A 15,950-nucleotide genomic window follows, 5' to 3' on the forward strand; every position below is an offset into this window, starting at 1 on the left:
AGCTTTTTAGATCGCTATTAAGTCTTGGATACCTTGATAGGCAACGCCAATTGCTACGATTAGGATCATGCTGGCAAATAGTTTTCGTGCCAGTTGAGCATGTTGTGTGAGGCGCTTTGAGGTTAGAATGCCTAATGCTCCGCCGATTGCGCCACCTACCAGCATAAAAAGCACGAGCTCGAATTTTACGAGCCCAGATATCGCGTAGTTTGACGAGGTTGCCGCACCAAATATGGCTACAGATACTAATGAAGATGCAGTTGCATTTGCCATTGTCATACCCGTGGCGAGCATAAGGCCAGGGACGATTAAGAAGCCGCCTCCAATTCCAAAAAAACCAGCGGCCATCCCGACAACCAACCCAACAGGAATAAGTTTCATGGTGAGGGTGGGAGTCAAACTCACATCAGGGTTTCCATAAGTGTGTGGCTTTCTAAACATCGAAAGGGCAATCATTGCCATTGCACCTGAAAAACCGATTAATAGGACTTCTCCTTGAGTGATTTTGGCAAGGCTAGATCCAGCTATTGAGCCAATAAGACCAGAGAAACCAAAGGCTAGGGCGCAGGGCCATTTGACTCGTCCTGCGCTCCAATGGCCGGCAAGATTTATTAAAGCGATAACAGCGACACCGGCGGCGGATGTGCCAATAGCAATGTGTGGATCATCCACATTAACTAGATACAATAGAAGAGGTGCCGCCAAGACTGATCCGCCACCACCAAATACCCCTAAAAAGAAGCCGACGATCACACCACTGATGATGGTGAGTGTTATTGTGGAGGCTATGAGTTCCAGCATGGCTTATTTGGTACTTGCTGACTTGTTCCAAGGCATGACTGCAAGAAGGTGAGCCATTCCACACCAACCACTTATGCCCGCGAATGTTAGGCCCGCACCGACAAAGCCTGAAAGCAAGTGCCATTCTGGATGAACAAATCTACCGAGTAAAAAGCCTGCTAAAATAAGCATACCCGCAGTTATTTGCACTTGGCGGTTTAGCTCTAGGGGAGCCTTTTTGTTCTTAAGTGTTTCTAATCCGTCTGATCGCCATGCATCAATGCCTCCTTCGAGGATATAGGCAGTGCCGTTAAAAGCTTCAGCCAGTTTCATACAGTTGGCATCAGTACGCATGCCGGATTTGCAATGGAAAATGGCTTCAGAGTTCTCACCAATGGAGATTTTTTGAGTTGGTAGAGAGGAAAGAGGTAGGGATTTAGCGCCTACTATCTGTTCGCGAGCATGCTCATCGGGTTCACGGATATCAATTAAAACGGCTTCGCCAGTTTCGATTTTTTTTGCTGCATCTTGTGGGGATATTTTTGGTAATTGGCTCATTTTTTCATCTCGGGACAGTAAATATCAATAAGTGTGTCGATTACCCGCAAGATTGCTGGGTCTGATATGCGATAGAAAATTTTCTGATTTTCTCGGCGCGTCGCGACGAAATTGCGTTGTCTTAGGCCAGCTAGATGTTGCGACAATGCAGATTGAGACAATCCAATTTCGGTCATTAATTCGGTTACGGTTAGTTCGCCGATTCCGAGACGACATAGGATCATCAACCTATTTTCATTCGCCATAGCTTTTAGCAACTCAGCTGCTTGCTTGGCTTTATCCTGAAAAACAGATGGATCGATATCTGGGACATTTTGTTTCATGTGAATTATTATATTAGGTATTGCTAATATTAGCAAGTGCTAATATGTAAAAGGAAAGGAGTTCACCACATGATTGATATTCGAGCCTATTTTGACCAAGCCACAAACACGCTGACTTACCTTGTGATTGATAGGGACACTTCTATAGCGGTGTTGATTGATCCTGTTATGGATTTTGATCTGTTTAGCGCTTCGTTCTCTGGTGATACGGTGGACGGCATACTAGATGAGATTCAGAAAGATGGTCTTAAATTGGAGTGGGTGTTGGACACCCACGTCCATGCGGATCATTTGTCTGCAGCTGAATATGTCAGACGGAAAACAGGCGCGAAAATTGGGATTGGCGAGCACATAACTAAAGTGCAATCTCATTTTAAACCTGTGTTCAATGTGGATGATGTGTCAGCTGATGGACGTGTCTTTGATGTGCTCTTAAAGGAAGGTGATGCGTTGGAGTTAGGGCAAAGCGCCATCAGAGTGCTCCACACGCCCGGTCATACACCAGCTTGCGTTTCATATTTAATTGATGATGCCATCTTTGTTGGCGATACATTGTTTATGCCCGATTATGGAACTGCTCGCGCTGATTTCCCGGGGGGAGATGCACAGACTCTGTATCATTCTATCCAAAAGATTTTGGCATTGCCGGATGATACGCGTATTTTCGTTGGACATGATTATCTTCCCGATGGTCGGCAAGAGTATAAATGGCAAACAAGTGTGGCGGAGCAAAAGGCTCAAAACATCCATTTACAATCTGGTGAAGATGGATTTGTGTCCATGCGCACGGCACGGGATAAAACTTTAAAGGTGCCAGCGCTTTTACTACCGTCATTGCAGGTTAATATTCGTGCAGGCGCATTACCGCCAGCGGAAGCAGATGGCGGGCAATATCTGAAACTGCCTATAAATAGGATTTAAAAGCCTATCCGCATAGCGATATGCCGACTTGTTGCTGTTTGAATAATCAATCACAAATTTTGTGAACGGATTTGAAAGACTCTTGATTGTACAATGGGAGCCAATAACCACAGAATTCAGGAATAATAATAACAGTATAGTATCGTGATGGAGCCCAAAAATGACACTTCCTACGCTTAGTATAGCCAGCCTTTTTCAATATTCTGCGCTGATAAGTCTGGGGATTTTGTTGCCATTTATGGTGTTGATTTCAATAGTTATTGTTGCGTTTCTGGACCGAAAGATGAAACCCAATACGCCTTTGATAGTTCCGGTGCTGGTGTCTTTTATCGCTTATTCGACTGTCGTTATTTTCAGCACAGCCAAACCCATTGAAGAATTGGCGGTGCTAGTGTTTGGGCATTTGGTAGCTTGGGGATATCTTGCGCGTAAGCGTGCTAAATCAACGAGAAAACTATCTTATTCGCAAAAACGGATGCCACTTTATCCGCGCCATGCTACGCCAAAACTACACCCGGTTATGGTGCAGAAATAATATAAGGCGCATCCGGATCGTCGCTCATCTGCACATAGGATGAGTTGTCATCACCTAGAACAGCAGCTTCCAGACATGCGCCATAGAGCTTGTGTTCGGCGACGAGAACCCGAGCAGCGAGGGTATCTGGCGTATCATCAGGAAATACAGGCACAGCAGCTTGGCCGATGATAGGGCCTTCATCGACACCGGCGGTTACGTAGTGCACTGAGCATCCATGTAGACGGCATTTGGCATCAATGGCGCGTTGGTGCGTGTGTAAGCCCGGAAAGCTTGGCAAAAGCGACGGGTGGATATTGATCATCCGGCCTTGCCATTTTTCAATGAACCACGGTGTCAGTACACGCATAAAACCTGCAAGTGCGATAAATTCGATATCGTGTTTTTCTAGTTCAACCTGAATGGCACGTTCAAAAGCTTCGCGGTCTTTACCAAATTCTTTGTGATCTACGACTGCAGTGGTCACACCGCGTGCTTTAGCTTTTTCTAGCCCTTTGGCAGAGGCTTTATTGGATAGCACTAGAATAGGTGCAGCGGGGTAGCCATCCTCGTCGCAGGCATCTAGCAGCGCATCCATATTGGAGCCTGTGCCAGAGATAAAAATGGCAATGCGTTTTCGCGAAATAGATTCCTCTATCGCGATTTCATCGCTGAGATTGGACACGTCATTCATGCGTTTGCCAGCTCACCAATGATATAAGCGGTCTCACCAGAAGCATTTAGGGCATCTACCACAGCATCAGCGTCAGCAGGCGCAACGGCAGCTATCATGCCAACACCCATATTAAATGTACGGCGCATTTCTTCAGTTTCTATCGCGCCAACTTCCTGAAGCCATTCAAACACTGGCAGGACTTTTATTTTGTCAAAGTCGATTGCTGGAACAAGTGTTTTTGGCAACATACGCGGTGTGTTTTCAGTGATCCCACCGCCTGTAATGTGCGCCAAGCCTTTGATTTTTCGGTCACGCAACAGAGGCTTTAGCGCTGACACATAAAGCTTGGTTGGTGTAAGTAGGGCTTCACCAAGTGTACCTTCGCTGAACGGAGAAGGATCATTGAGCGATAGGCCGGAGCGTTCCACCACACTACGCACGAGTGAATATCCGTTGGAGTGAGGGCCTGATGAGGCAATAGCTATGAGTGTATCGCCAGCTTGCATGGCATCGGTAACAGGCAATAGTGATCCACGCTCTGCTGCACCGACAACGAATCCAGCAAGATCGTAGTGACCGTCTTGATACATGCCCGGCATTTCAGCGGTTTCACCACCGATTAGTGCGCAGCCAGATTCTTTACATCCGTTGGCTATTCCTGTGACGACTTGTTCAGCAACGCCAGTTTCCAGATGGCCGGTTGCGAAATAGTCTAGGAAAAATAGTGGTTCCGCACCTTGAGCAAGTACGTCATTCACACACATGGCAACAAGATCGATACCAATCGTGTCATGTTTGTTTGTGTCAAAAGCAAGCTTAAGCTTTGTTCCAACACCATCAGTACCAGACACGAGAACAGGATCTTCAAATCCAGCAGCTTTGGGATCGAAGACTCCACCAAATCCACCAAGATCAGCATTGGCACCGGCACGGCGCGTCATGGCTGCAAGTGGTTTGATCTTGTCTATAAGTGCATCGCCTGCATCAATATCGACGCCAGCGGCTTTATAGGTGAGCGGGGTTTTGTCATTTGTTGTCATGGGTCGCGCAATTAACATGAGCTGAACAGCTTCGCCAGTGGCGAAATTCAAGTTTTGAAGAGGTTTCTTCATCCATGAACATAAATCAATGCGTTTTTCATGGAAACATGTGGTGAAACGTCTTTAATCTGGCGCGTTTGACTGTTATCAGATTAACTATGAATCGTATTGTCCGCTTTGTTGCTGCTACTGTATCGATGCTTTTGCTCGCGACAGGGGCTTGTTTTGCCGATGTATATCTTGTGAAGAACATCGCTGTTGATGCAACTGCTGAAAATTCTATTGAAGCGCGCGCTAAAGCATTTGATGAAGCGCGAGTCGTCGGTGCAAACCTGTTGATGCAGCGTCTGACAACAGCTCAAGACAGAGCCAAAGCTCGCGGTCTAACGATTAATTCTGGAATTGCCGCGAGATTGGCGGCGGCCGTTGATGTTCAAGAAGAAAAACAATCAGCTACGCGATATCTTGGAATGCTGGCAGTGAAGTTTGATGAACGTGCAGTCAAATCATTTTTGAAGGTCTACGATATTCCTTTCGTTGATAGTCAGGCTGCTTTGGCGTTGTTGGTGCCTGAAGTCGTTGGTGGCGTGAATCCAGATGAGTGGGCTGAAATCTGGGGACAAAGCTTCGATGAGAATGTTCTAGCGCCATACGTTGTTTCTACAGCGATTTATCTTCAAGACGTAAATTGGGAAGATATCGCACTTGATGTCTACAATGTTGGTGCTCAGCGCGGGATTGCTGCGAAAGCTAAGTTGGTTGGATCTAGTTATTTTGTAGACTTATATGATTTGCGACAGGAATATTCAGGGCGGTTGCCTATGGGAACCGCTGGTCCGTTTGCTTCTCTTGAAGAAGCGAAAACCGGATCAGTTCACTATCTTGAGAATGTTTGGAAAACTCAAAATATTGTAAGAGCCGTCGGTGAGACTTCTGTATCTGCCGTTGCAAGATATGGAGACCAGCGGGGGTGGGTGAGTATTCGCAAAGCGCTTAAAAACTCGCGTCTTGTAAAGAACGTTATTATTGAAAAAGTATCTGTACGCGGTGCTGATGTGTCATTTTCTTATGCCGGACGCCCCGATCAATTAGCAGCTGAGCTTCGAACAAGTGGTGTATTGCTCTCTTCCGAAGAGAATGGATGGTCATTGGAGCCTGTTGCCTACTAATGACGTCCCGTAAAAAGCAAGGAGAACCAAAAGGAGACGTTTCTCCCAAACAATTGGTTCTGGATTTTCCAAAGCTTGATTCGAATTTAGAGCCATTATTAGCCACGCCAGCATCTGAAGATGCCCGCGTGGCTTTATCGCGTTGGGAATATTGGCCCGACCGTCAAATGTGTATCATTGGAACTGAAGGATCAGGCAAAACTCGCATGCTTCGCAAATGGGCTCAGGATACGGGTGCTGCATATGTAACGGGGCCAGATCTCGGTAAAGCTGACATTGATGAAATAGCGGGTTTAACCGTAAAAGCACTCGTGGTCGATAATGCAGATCTATGTCAAAATGGAAGTGCTCTTCTTGCGGCGATGAACCTGTGTAAGAGACGCGATGCTTTTCTTTTGTTTTCTGGTTCAACGGACCCATCTGGCTGGAATATGCAGCCATTGGACCTGCAATCTAGGCTTTCCGCCCTTTCGGTTGTAAAAATTGGCGCTTTAGATGAAGAGACTTTAAAGATTCGTCTTGTATCTGCTTGCAAATCGAAGTTTATGAAATTACCGGATGACAGTGCTGATTATCTCGTACAGAGGCTGGCGCGCACATACCTCGTGATAGATCAAATTGTAGACAAACTTGAGCTGGTGGCAGCTGGCAAAGCGTTAAACAAGACGACAGCTCGAAAAGCAATTGCTGCTTTGGAGCAGCGATCAAAATTGAATTAGAAATTTCTTTATAGGCATAGCAATGACGGCTTCAACGGAAACCAAAAAACCTTCAAGACGTAAAAAAGCTTCACAAACAGCCTCTAAACAAGACGTTCAATCATTAGAATCGTCTGAAAATCACATGGATAATATCAAAAACTCGCCGCGTCGCTTTTTTAATCGGGAATTGTCTTGGTTGAATTTCAATACGCGCGTTCTCGAAGAAGCCGAAAACCCACGTCACCCGTTGCTAGAGCGTCTGCGTTTCCTTTCAATCTCAGCCAATAATTTGGATGAGTTTTTCATGGTACGTGTGGCAGGGTTACGTGAATATATGCGTGCGGGCGTAACGAAACCAAGCCTGGATGGCTTAACGCCGGATGAGCAAATCACACGCATCAATGAGAGAGCCGGCGCGTTGATGAGTGAACAACAGCGCCTCTATAGGTCTCTCAGTAAAGAGCTTAGAGATACCGGTATTGAGATCATCGACCACGATGAATTAAAAACGCAAGAACGAGCTGAACTTAAAAAGATATTTGTAGAGAAGGTGTTTCCGCTACTAACGCCTTTGGCGATTGATCCTGCGCATCCTTTTCCATTTATTCCCAATCTAGGGTTTGCGATCGGATTTACGTTGCAGAAAAAGGGCGTTTCGACTTCGTTTCAGGCATTAGTGCCGATCCCAACGCAAGTGGACCGCTTTATTGAGCTTCCTGAGCAAGCAGGAAAAGACGGCAAAATTGTTCGCCGGTTTATCTCTCTTGAAAACACAATCCCATTATTCTTGAAAATGTTGTTTCCCGAATGCGAGGAAAAAGCACGGTGTGTATTCAGAATAGTGCGTGATAGCGATATTGAAGTTGAAGATGAAGCAGAAGATCTCATTCGGGAGTTTGAGATTTTGCTGAAGCGTCGTCGTCGTGGGCGCATCGTTCGCATGAAGCTAGAAGCTAAAGCGCCTGAAGAGTTGAAAAGGTTTTTGATCAAAGAGATTGAAGCAGAACAGCAGGATGTGGTCGAAGTTGACGGTATTCTCGGGATGGCTCAATTGGGCGACATCATTGATAAGCGCCGCCCCGAGTTGTTGTTTAAGCCTTATGAACCACGTTTCCCAGAACGCATCCGTGAACATAATGGTGATTTTTTTGCGGCTATTCGTGAAAAAGACATTCTGGTTCACCATCCATATGAGAGCTTTGATGTTGTTGTAGGGTTTATTCGACAAGCTGCGGCAGATCCTGATGTTGTTGCGATTAAACAGACATTGTATCGCACATCAAAAGACAGCCCAATCATTGCTGCACTTATTGAGGCTGCGGAAGCAGGTAAAAACGTAACTGCTCTTGTTGAAATCAAAGCGCGATTTGACGAAGAAGCAAATATGCGTTGGGCACGGGATTTAGAGCGTGCAGGTGTTCAGGTTGTTTATGGGTTTGTCGAATACAAAACCCATGCAAAAGTGAGTTTGGTTGTACGTAGAGAAAAAGGTGAACTGCGGTCATATACTCACTTTGGAACTGGAAATTATCACCCTATTACCGCTCGCATCTATACTGACTTGTCACTATTCACAGCAGATCCCGCCTATGGCCGTGATGCAGGACGTTTATTTAACTTTGTGACTGGCAATGCAGAGCCAGAAAAGCTTGAAAAAATCTTCATGTCGCCGTTGAATATGAAGACTGAAATGCTCAAGCATATTGATGCTGAAATTGAACACGCAAAAGCAGGGCGTCTCGCGGCTATTTGGGCGAAAATGAATTCGCTTGTTGACCCTCAGATCATTGATAAGCTTTATGAAGCTAGCCAAGCTGGGGTGACGATCGAATTAGTCATTCGTGGAATTTGTTGTTTGCGCCCTGGTGTACCCGGCCTATCTGACTCTATTGAAGTTAAGTCTATAGTTGGACGCTTTCTAGAACACTCTCGAATTGTATGCTTCGGGAATGGACTTGGATTACCCTCACCAGAAGCTAAGATTTACATCACTTCGGCGGACTGGATGCCTCGTAATTTGGATCGACGCGTTGAAGCAATGACGTTAATCGAAAACCCAACTGTTCATCGTCAGATACTTGATCAGATAATGGTCGCGAATTTAAATGATCGTATGCAAAGCTGGTCACTACAATCAAATGGAGACTTCTTTCGGGTGATTGATACGCTTGAGGACGAAGAAGTGGCTGATAATCTGTTTAATGTGCATGAGTATTTCATGGAAAACCACAGTCTTTCTGGGCGAGGGAGTGCATTGGAATATGCACCGCCGCCGAAATTGAAGCCACTGGGATAAGGTAAGCGCCGGATGAATATTGTCGACGTTCTTCAAAAGTCATCGCAGTTAAAATTTACTGCGAAAGCACGTCGGGTTGGGGTTATAGATATTGGATCAAACTCAGTCCGCCTCGTTATTTATGACGTTGTTGGCAGGGCCATCCAAGCTCGTTTTAATGAAAAAGTATTGGCAGGGCTTGGGAGAGGATTGTCCGAGTCTGGTGTGCTTAATCCTGACGGTGTAGAATCCGCCATGTCCGCACTGGCGCGCTTCAAAACGACTATGCGTGCGCAAGGTGTAGATGAGGAATTGCCATTTGCTACAGCTGCGGTTCGTGAAGCATCTGATGGGCCTGATTTTGTAGAGCGCGTACGAACCGAAATAGGCCTAAGAATAAGAGTCATGTCGGGCATGGATGAAGCGCGTCTTGCTGCTACCGGGGTGATCGCTCAGCAACCTTTGGCGCATGGCATTAGTGGCGATCTTGGTGGTTCCAGTCTTGAGCTTTCTATTATCAAAGGTGGAGAATACGCGAGCGGGACAACCTATCCTTTGGGGCCATTGGCGTTATTGCCACCTGAATGGTTGCGTCAAATGGAGCAAGACAAGCCTGATCCTGCGAATTTTGTTACGCTTTCAAGTAAATTGAGAAAACAAATTGATAGGGAGCTAAAAGGAGCTGCAGAGCTTTCTGAAAAGCGTGACACTCTTTATATGGTGGGTGGAGCATGGCGTGCGATAGCGCGTATGCATATGGAATTGAATAATTATCCGCTAATCATTCTCCAGACATATGAAATCGATGCGAAAGAGTTGCTCGAACTGACAGAGAAATTGCAAGCGCCAAATAAAGAACTGTTGGAGCGAATGCATTCTGTTTCGTCAAAACGTGCTAAAACCTTGCCGACTGCTGCAGCGGTGCTGAATGGCGTTTTGCGGGCTGGAAATTTCAAACGCGTTTTGACAAGTTCTTATGGAGTGCGAGAAGGGCTTGTTTTAGAGGAAATGGACAAGCGCTTGCAACGACAAGACCCACTGATAGCGGGTATGCAAGCGATGATTGCTGAGACGCCTTCTAATTGGGAATTTGGTGCCGGGCTAGGCGCGTGGCTGGAGCAAGCTGCGAAACACACACTTCCAGAGAGATTGGCAGCTGCAGCGTGTTTGGCAGCCGATATGGGATCTAGGATGCATCCCGATTACAGGGCAGACATGGCATTTGAGCAATCAGTTACTGCGCCACTGGCTGGCTGGAATCATTCTGAAAGAATTGCGGTGGCTCTTGCGATCGCTTGTAGGTATCGACGCAATTTCAGGCACGAATTTGTTGGCTTATTAGGAAGCGAATTGACTGGGCAAGCAAGAAGCTTGGGTGCTTTAATGCGATTGGGCGCGCATTTCTCGGGGCGTTCTGCTGATTTATTGAAGTTTTCTCGGCTCAAGGTTTCAGAAGGTAGTTTGAACCTTGATGTGGATGCTAAAATGAAGGCACTAATGTCTGATATGGTTCGCAAAAGACTATCGCAAGCTGCAATGACCATGGGAATGGAGCCTCGCCTTAGCATTGCTGGTGAGCAGGTTGAGCTTTAACACTAAGTGTATCACGAGCATTTGCCCTAAGGGCTTTGATACTTAGCCTATCAAAATGAATTCGTTATACTTACAACGAATTACCATCATTGAATGGTTGAGCTGAGTAATTGAGACTATAGTGAAGGTTGGCGAGTTTAATTCGTGGGCCTTTGCAGTCCTTTATGATGCAGTTTTTTTCAAAATCTGCTTTGGGCCGACTTTAGATACAGCCTGTAACAGCATGATAAAACGAGACGATTAGAGCTCGCCCATGCTGCCAATTTCATTGGGAGGAAAAGGTCTATATGAATATCGAAACAGAGGGTGATGACGGCGGCGCGAAGATGCTGCCCAGTCCAAATGAAGTTTTAAACCAGTCTAAAATGACGATGGGGCAATGGTTGGTTGTTATCATCTGTATATTAGCAATGGCGCTTGATGGGTATGATGTGATGTCCATTGCTTTAGCTGCTTCAGAACTAAAGGCAGAGTGGGACTTATCAAAAGCACAGCTTGGGTTGATTTTGCCTCTTGAATTTCTGGGGATGGCTATCGGGGCGATCTTCATGGGGCGTTTGTCAGATACTGTCGGTCGACGCTTTATCATGCTTGTATGTTTGCTAATTATCACCGGAGGAATGCTGGTGTCGGGCATGGCTCAAAGCATGGGGGTTATGGGAGGCTCTCGCGTATTCACTGGCCTTGGTATTGGTGGTTTGCTCGCTTCGGCAACAGCAATGTCATCCGAATATAGTAACGATAAGAACCGGAGCTTGTGTGTTACGCTCATCGCGGGTGGATATACGTTTGGCGTGTTTATCGCCAGCAAACTTTCTGGTGTTTTGTTGGAGGTTGGTTCTTGGAGAGATATCTTTAAATTCGGCGCACTGATGAGTGTTGTGTTTGTGCCAATAGTTTTCTTCTTTGTTCCTGAATCTATTTCGCTTTTGGAGCAGAAGAAGTCTGACAAAGCGAATGATCAAATTGATAAAACCCTCAAACGGTTTGGGCATACAAAAGAATACAAAGTGACAACTGAGTTTGCTGTTGGTGAAATCATTAAACCTTCTCAGCTCTTCAAAGGAAGTGTTGGAAAAATCACGACTTTGATGATCTTTTTCTACTGTAGTCAGATCGCAACCTATTACTTCTTCATCAAATGGGTTCCGCCTGAAGTTGTTGATCTAGGTTATACAAAGCTACAGGGAACTGAAATTCTAGCGACTATTAGTCTGACGGGGCTTTTAGGTTCATTTGCAATTGCATTCCTAACCAAAATATTCCCTCTGAAAAATCTGATGATTATTTCATTAATTGGAGCGGGTATATCTGTTGTCGCATTCCCGTTTTCAACAGGCAGTATGGAAACAATGCATATCGTAGCCGGTATTGCTGGGTTTTGGTTTTATGGTGTGATTAGTGGAGGGTTTGGCATGTTTGCTCTGGCTTTCCCGCCGCGTGTTCTTGCTTCAGGTTCTGGATTAGTGCTGGGAACAGGACGTGGAGGTGCCATGATTGGTCCATGGTTAGCTGGGGTTTTGTTCACTGCCGGAATGACAATATTTACAGTGTTTCCCTTGATGGCAATTGGGTCGTTTGTTGCTGTTATCGCGTTGATACTTCTACCTAAGAATGTTGAGCACGGTTAGCTTTAAACTGATTTTTAAAATTGAGCACCTTTGTCGCTGACAGAGGTGCTTTTTAATGACCGAATTTGCGTCTTTCTTCTAACTCACACTGAATTGGTGAAAATACTTTATTGTAAAATTGGTCAATAAATATTGCAGTTTTCATCTAATTATGTACGGTATCACTCAAAAAATGAGTGGGAGGCTGCATTAATGTCAGTTGCGAAATTATTTTTGACGGTAATTGCAATTATAGTAATTGCTCTGACAGGAGCCTTAGCTTGGTCGGTATGGCCAATATCAACAGATATAAACAAGCCTGACCCAGCAGTAGTTTTAGCAAACAAACTTGGAATGCAAAACGCATCATACACTGAAGGTTATGTTGGTGAAAAAGGTGAAAGAATTCACTATGTGACGGCTGGTGAAGGAGAGCCCATAATTTTTGTGCATGGGTTTCCATCTTATTGGTTCACGATGTTTGGTTTGATGGAGGCGTTCAAATCGGACTATCAGGTCATAGCAGTAGATGGTTTGGGTGTCGGTCGTTCAGAAGTGCCGTCATCGAAATCCGCGTATGAAATGGAAAATTTAGTCGGGAATTTAGGGCTACTGATTGATGAGCTTGGTTTAGAAAAGCCACATCTAGTAGGGCATGACTGGGGATCATCATTGGTAACCGGTTATGCGCAAGTCAATCCTGACAAAGTTAGCACTGTCACAGCGATGAGCGCACTACCTTACAACATTGTGATGCCTCGAATTGATGCCGATGATAAACATAAAGAAGTGTATTCATATGTAGATTACTTTAAAAGCGGCAATCCCATACTCATAAAAGTTATGAATGCAAAGAAATCTATCTGGGAAGGGACGTTTCAGCCTTTTGTAGAAAAAGGCATTATTTCTCTAGAGGAAGGAGAGAGATATCGAGAGGATATCGGAAATGCGAAGCGATTGAATGAATTTATCAATTGGTATCGTGTGAATTTTCCAGATTTCGGCTCTTTGGCTGATTTGGACTTTTATCCTGGGCGAGGAGTGCGTCTAACAAATCCCGCCATTTTTATTTATGGAGAAGAGGACCGCGTTGTTACCCCGGAGCTTGTATCTGATTTAAAAGCAGCCTCGGACAATTTGAAGGTTATCTCTTATTCCAATATTGGGCATCGTCCACATTTCGATAAAAAGGAAGATGTCGTACGAGAAATACGTGCTTTGATCGAAGCAAATTAGCGAACTGAAATCTGATTACTTTTGCAAGGTGTTCTATTCAGCTTTGATTTAGTTTCTGAGTACTGTTGTTCTTGTAAGCAAAACAGCAATAATCGAGCGATTTTTCATTTAACTTACTCTAATGTTACAGGAATGTTGGACAAATCAAGATAACATATGCAAGGCTTGTGAAGGGAATTTTAGGTTAGCAGTTTAGGGGCAATGCTGTGTGGGATCGTGTAGACTTTGAGCTTGAAACATTAGCAACATTAGAATTTGAAGAAGCCACGCGGCATTTTGAACAACTTGAAGAAACAGAGCCTGATATTGCTAAGGCTGTATCTTCTTTTGTGAATCGAAAGAGATCGGCGGATTCTTTTTTAAAGACTTCGTCACCTCAAGCTCAATACCCAGATTTTATAGATTCTATTTCCGCTGGGACACAGATTGGGAATTGGAAACTAGGTGAATTGTTGGGCCTTGGTGGAATGGGGGCTGTGTACAAAGCAGAACGTGCAGATGGCGTTTATGAGCATGTTGCGGCTGCGAAAATTGTTCGAATACAATCTGATGCCCAGAGGAAGCGTTTTGATCAAGAAAGACAGAGATTAGCAAATCTGGAACATTCAGCTGTTGTCCGAATTATTGATGGGGGGGTATTTGAGAACGACCTATCCTATCTAATTATGGATTTCGTGGACGGGATATCATTGGATGAATATCTCGAACGAAATAATATAAATGAAAACAAAAAACTAGATAAAGTTCTGGACGTCGCAAAAGCTGTTGAATACGTTCATAGAAGATCAATATTGCACCGTGACTTGAAGCCTTCAAATGTATTGGTTACGGCAGACGGACAGGTAAAGCTTATTGATTTTGGTATCGCATCCGAAATTTCTGAAGATGTGCATACACCACGCGCAATGACTTTTGCGTACGCTGCGCCAGAGCAACTTACCAATAATGAAGCGACAATAGCGACAGATATCTTTTCGCTAGGTGTTCTTCTGCATAAGGTTTTGTTGGGCGATCTACCCAAGCGTCAATCCGATGCCGGGGTGATTATTAGCAATGCCAAAATCAATAAAGAGCTAAAGGCTATTATCTCTCGGGCCGTAGCTACTTCGCCAGATGATCGCTACAGTTCTGTAAGTAGCTTGATCGCTGACCTAGAACGTCATTTAAACAGAGAACCTGTCGCGGCTTATTCGAATACGCGAAGCTATAAGCTCTCAAAATTCCTTAAACGTAATCCCGTTGTATCTGCCACAGCTTCTGCTTTGGTGTTGGCATTGGTTGGAGGTCTAACGTCTACAAGTTTCGCGCTGAAATCAGCGAATACCGAACGCGATAGGGCTGAAACAGCGTTGGAAGAAGTACAATGGCAGTATGAGCGCGGTTCGGCGCTTCTTTTGTCGCAACAGACTTTTTCTGGGCTTTTGCAAAAAGCATTTGGCGATGAAAATACAGAAGCCTTGACTGAGACGCTCATGGCCGAATGGGAAAAGGCTTATGAAAACCGAGAAGAAGACCCAGACCTTGCCGCATCAACAAGTTATGCGCTGGTTAGTAGTTTTGCTAATCGGCATGATTACGTTTCGCTGGAGAAAATCGCAAGTGAATGGCTAAAGGACAAAGTTGGAAATCAAGCGCTTGTGGAAGCGGGCCAGGAGATTTATGCGAGTGCATTGTATGACAGCCGCCAATACGAAAAAGCTCTACCCGTGTTGCGTGAAACTCTTGCAAAATTAGAAATGAGAAAACGACCTGCTTTTGATCGTGCCGCAGCAGCAAATCGTATCGCTGGTATAACTTTCGCGGATGAAGATATTGCTGTGGGAATGCGCCATGTCGACGAATTAATTTTAACTGCAGAGCGTCCTGAGATGGAAATTCAAGGCTTAGGTATCAAAGGAGAGCTATATGAATATATGGGGGAGATGGAAAAGAGCTTTGAATACATAGTTAAAAGTCACGATGTGTATGATCGCAATCCAGAACATATTAGTCCATCGCGGCCGATTCTTAAGGCTCGAATTGGCGCTATGTACCTGTTTGATTATAGGAATTTGGAGCTTGCGGAAAATTACCTTTCCAGATGTACAACAGAAGATGCCGAAGCTCTAGGAGAAAACGGAATTATAGGTCAGTGCCATGGATTGTTGGCAATGGTTCAAATAGAATTGGGCGACTATGACAAAGCCTTCTCAAACTTGGGAAAGGCGGGAGAATTGATGGCAAAATATGCCGGACTTCCAGCGGAAGGCTCGCCAGGAATTCGAGCAGTACGTTCCGAAGTTCTCATGCGGTTGGGAAAAGTGGAAGCTAGTCGACAAGAATTACAAGGCGCAAAAGATGACGTTTTAAAAATGCAGGTGCCGATCGATCATCCTCATATGCACAATCTTTTTCTGACGGAGCTAATGCTTGACGTCGTAGAGGGGGCAGACAAGAGTGAAGTTTCTCAAAAACTTCAAAGTGAATACCCTAATGCAGGTGAGACTTTTTCTAATCCAACTGTAAAATTTATGTATCAACGCTTGTTGGATAGTCTGGCACCTTAATGTCTAAG

Annotated in this window: 14 protein-coding genes; 9 read left to right on the top strand and 5 right to left on the bottom strand. The window is 44.9% G+C overall.

What is annotated here, in order from left to right:
- Positions 1 to 6: 6 nt before the first annotated feature.
- The 3 genes from F551_RS0103810 to F551_RS0103820 are packed head-to-tail and all read right to left on the bottom strand — an operon-like array spanning position 7 to position 1,661.
- Positions 7 to 801: a sulfite exporter TauE/SafE family protein gene (locus F551_RS0103810; protein ID WP_018996158.1), complete on the bottom strand. Its 795-nt coding sequence runs from the start codon at positions 799 to 801 to the stop codon at positions 7 to 9.
- Positions 802 to 804: 3 nt separating this feature from the next.
- Positions 805 to 1,338: a rhodanese family protein gene (locus tag F551_RS0103815; RefSeq protein ID WP_018996159.1), complete on the bottom strand. Its 534-nt coding sequence runs from the start codon at positions 1,336 to 1,338 to the stop codon at positions 805 to 807.
- A complete protein-coding gene (locus F551_RS0103820; protein ID WP_018996160.1) occupies positions 1,335 to 1,661 on the bottom strand; it encodes an ArsR/SmtB family transcription factor in 327 nt (108 codons plus the stop codon). The genes F551_RS0103815 and F551_RS0103820 overlap by 4 nt, the downstream gene beginning before the upstream one ends.
- A 69-nt stretch (positions 1,662 to 1,730) precedes the next feature.
- On the opposite strand from F551_RS0103820, the gene F551_RS0103825 reads away from it, so the two are divergent.
- Together F551_RS0103825 and F551_RS0103830 are read left to right on the top strand one after the other, a co-directional pair.
- On the top strand, positions 1,731 to 2,582 hold the full coding sequence (locus tag F551_RS0103825) for an MBL fold metallo-hydrolase (RefSeq protein WP_018996161.1): 852 nt from the start codon (positions 1,731 to 1,733) through the stop codon (positions 2,580 to 2,582).
- A 160-nt stretch (positions 2,583 to 2,742) separates the two neighbouring features.
- Entirely contained in the window at positions 2,743 to 3,117 is a 375-nt protein-coding gene (locus F551_RS0103830) for a hypothetical protein (protein WP_018996162.1), read from the top strand.
- Here the strand turns inward: F551_RS0103830 and purN are convergent.
- Positions 3,101 to 3,790, bottom strand: a complete 690-nt coding sequence (purN, locus tag F551_RS16175; protein WP_018996163.1) for a phosphoribosylglycinamide formyltransferase — start codon at positions 3,788 to 3,790, stop codon at positions 3,101 to 3,103. The two genes, F551_RS0103830 and purN, sit on opposite strands and share 17 nt — an antisense overlap.
- Entirely contained in the window at positions 3,787 to 4,812 is a 1,026-nt protein-coding gene (gene purM, locus F551_RS0103840) for a phosphoribosylformylglycinamidine cyclo-ligase (protein ID WP_026296630.1), read from the bottom strand. Before purM ends, purN begins: the two co-directional genes overlap by 4 nt.
- A gap of 158 nt (positions 4,813 to 4,970) precedes the next feature.
- Between purM and F551_RS0103845 the strand changes: the two genes are divergently transcribed.
- The 7 genes from F551_RS0103845 (at position 4,971) to F551_RS0103875 (ending at position 15,942) form a co-directional block, all read left to right on the top strand.
- Entirely contained in the window at positions 4,971 to 5,981 is a 1,011-nt protein-coding gene (locus F551_RS0103845) for a hypothetical protein (protein ID WP_018996165.1), read from the top strand.
- Positions 5,981 to 6,700 (top strand): P-loop NTPase family protein, encoded by a 720-nt coding sequence (locus F551_RS0103850; protein WP_018996166.1) that lies wholly within the window; start codon positions 5,981 to 5,983, stop codon positions 6,698 to 6,700. Before F551_RS0103845 ends, F551_RS0103850 begins: the two co-directional genes overlap by 1 nt.
- Before the next feature lie 22 nt (positions 6,701 to 6,722).
- Positions 6,723 to 8,978: an RNA degradosome polyphosphate kinase gene (locus F551_RS0103855; RefSeq protein WP_018996167.1), complete on the top strand. Its 2,256-nt coding sequence runs from the start codon at positions 6,723 to 6,725 to the stop codon at positions 8,976 to 8,978.
- Positions 8,979 to 8,990: 12 nt separating this feature from the next.
- Positions 8,991 to 10,550, top strand: a complete 1,560-nt coding sequence (locus F551_RS0103860) for a Ppx/GppA family phosphatase (RefSeq protein ID WP_018996168.1) — start codon at positions 8,991 to 8,993, stop codon at positions 10,548 to 10,550.
- 287 nt (positions 10,551 to 10,837) lie between these two features.
- The gene (locus F551_RS0103865) at positions 10,838 to 12,181 is read left to right on the top strand and encodes an MFS transporter (RefSeq protein ID WP_018996169.1); all 1,344 of its coding nucleotides are present in this window, start codon (positions 10,838 to 10,840) and stop codon (positions 12,179 to 12,181) included.
- 192 nt (positions 12,182 to 12,373) lie between these two features.
- Positions 12,374 to 13,396 carry an alpha/beta fold hydrolase gene (locus tag F551_RS17040; RefSeq protein ID WP_018996170.1) on the top strand — a complete coding sequence of 341 codons (1,023 nt, stop codon included), beginning with the start codon at positions 12,374 to 12,376 and terminating at the stop codon, positions 13,394 to 13,396.
- Positions 13,397 to 13,602: 206 nt separating this feature from the next.
- Positions 13,603 to 15,942, top strand: coding sequence for a serine/threonine-protein kinase (locus F551_RS0103875; protein ID WP_018996171.1), 2,340 nt, complete (start codon positions 13,603 to 13,605; stop codon positions 15,940 to 15,942).
- The last annotated feature ends 8 nt before the right edge of the window (positions 15,943 to 15,950 follow it).

Source organism: Hirschia maritima DSM 19733, assembly GCF_000378345.1.
Lineage (GTDB): Bacteria > Pseudomonadota > Alphaproteobacteria > Caulobacterales > Hyphomonadaceae > Hirschia > Hirschia maritima.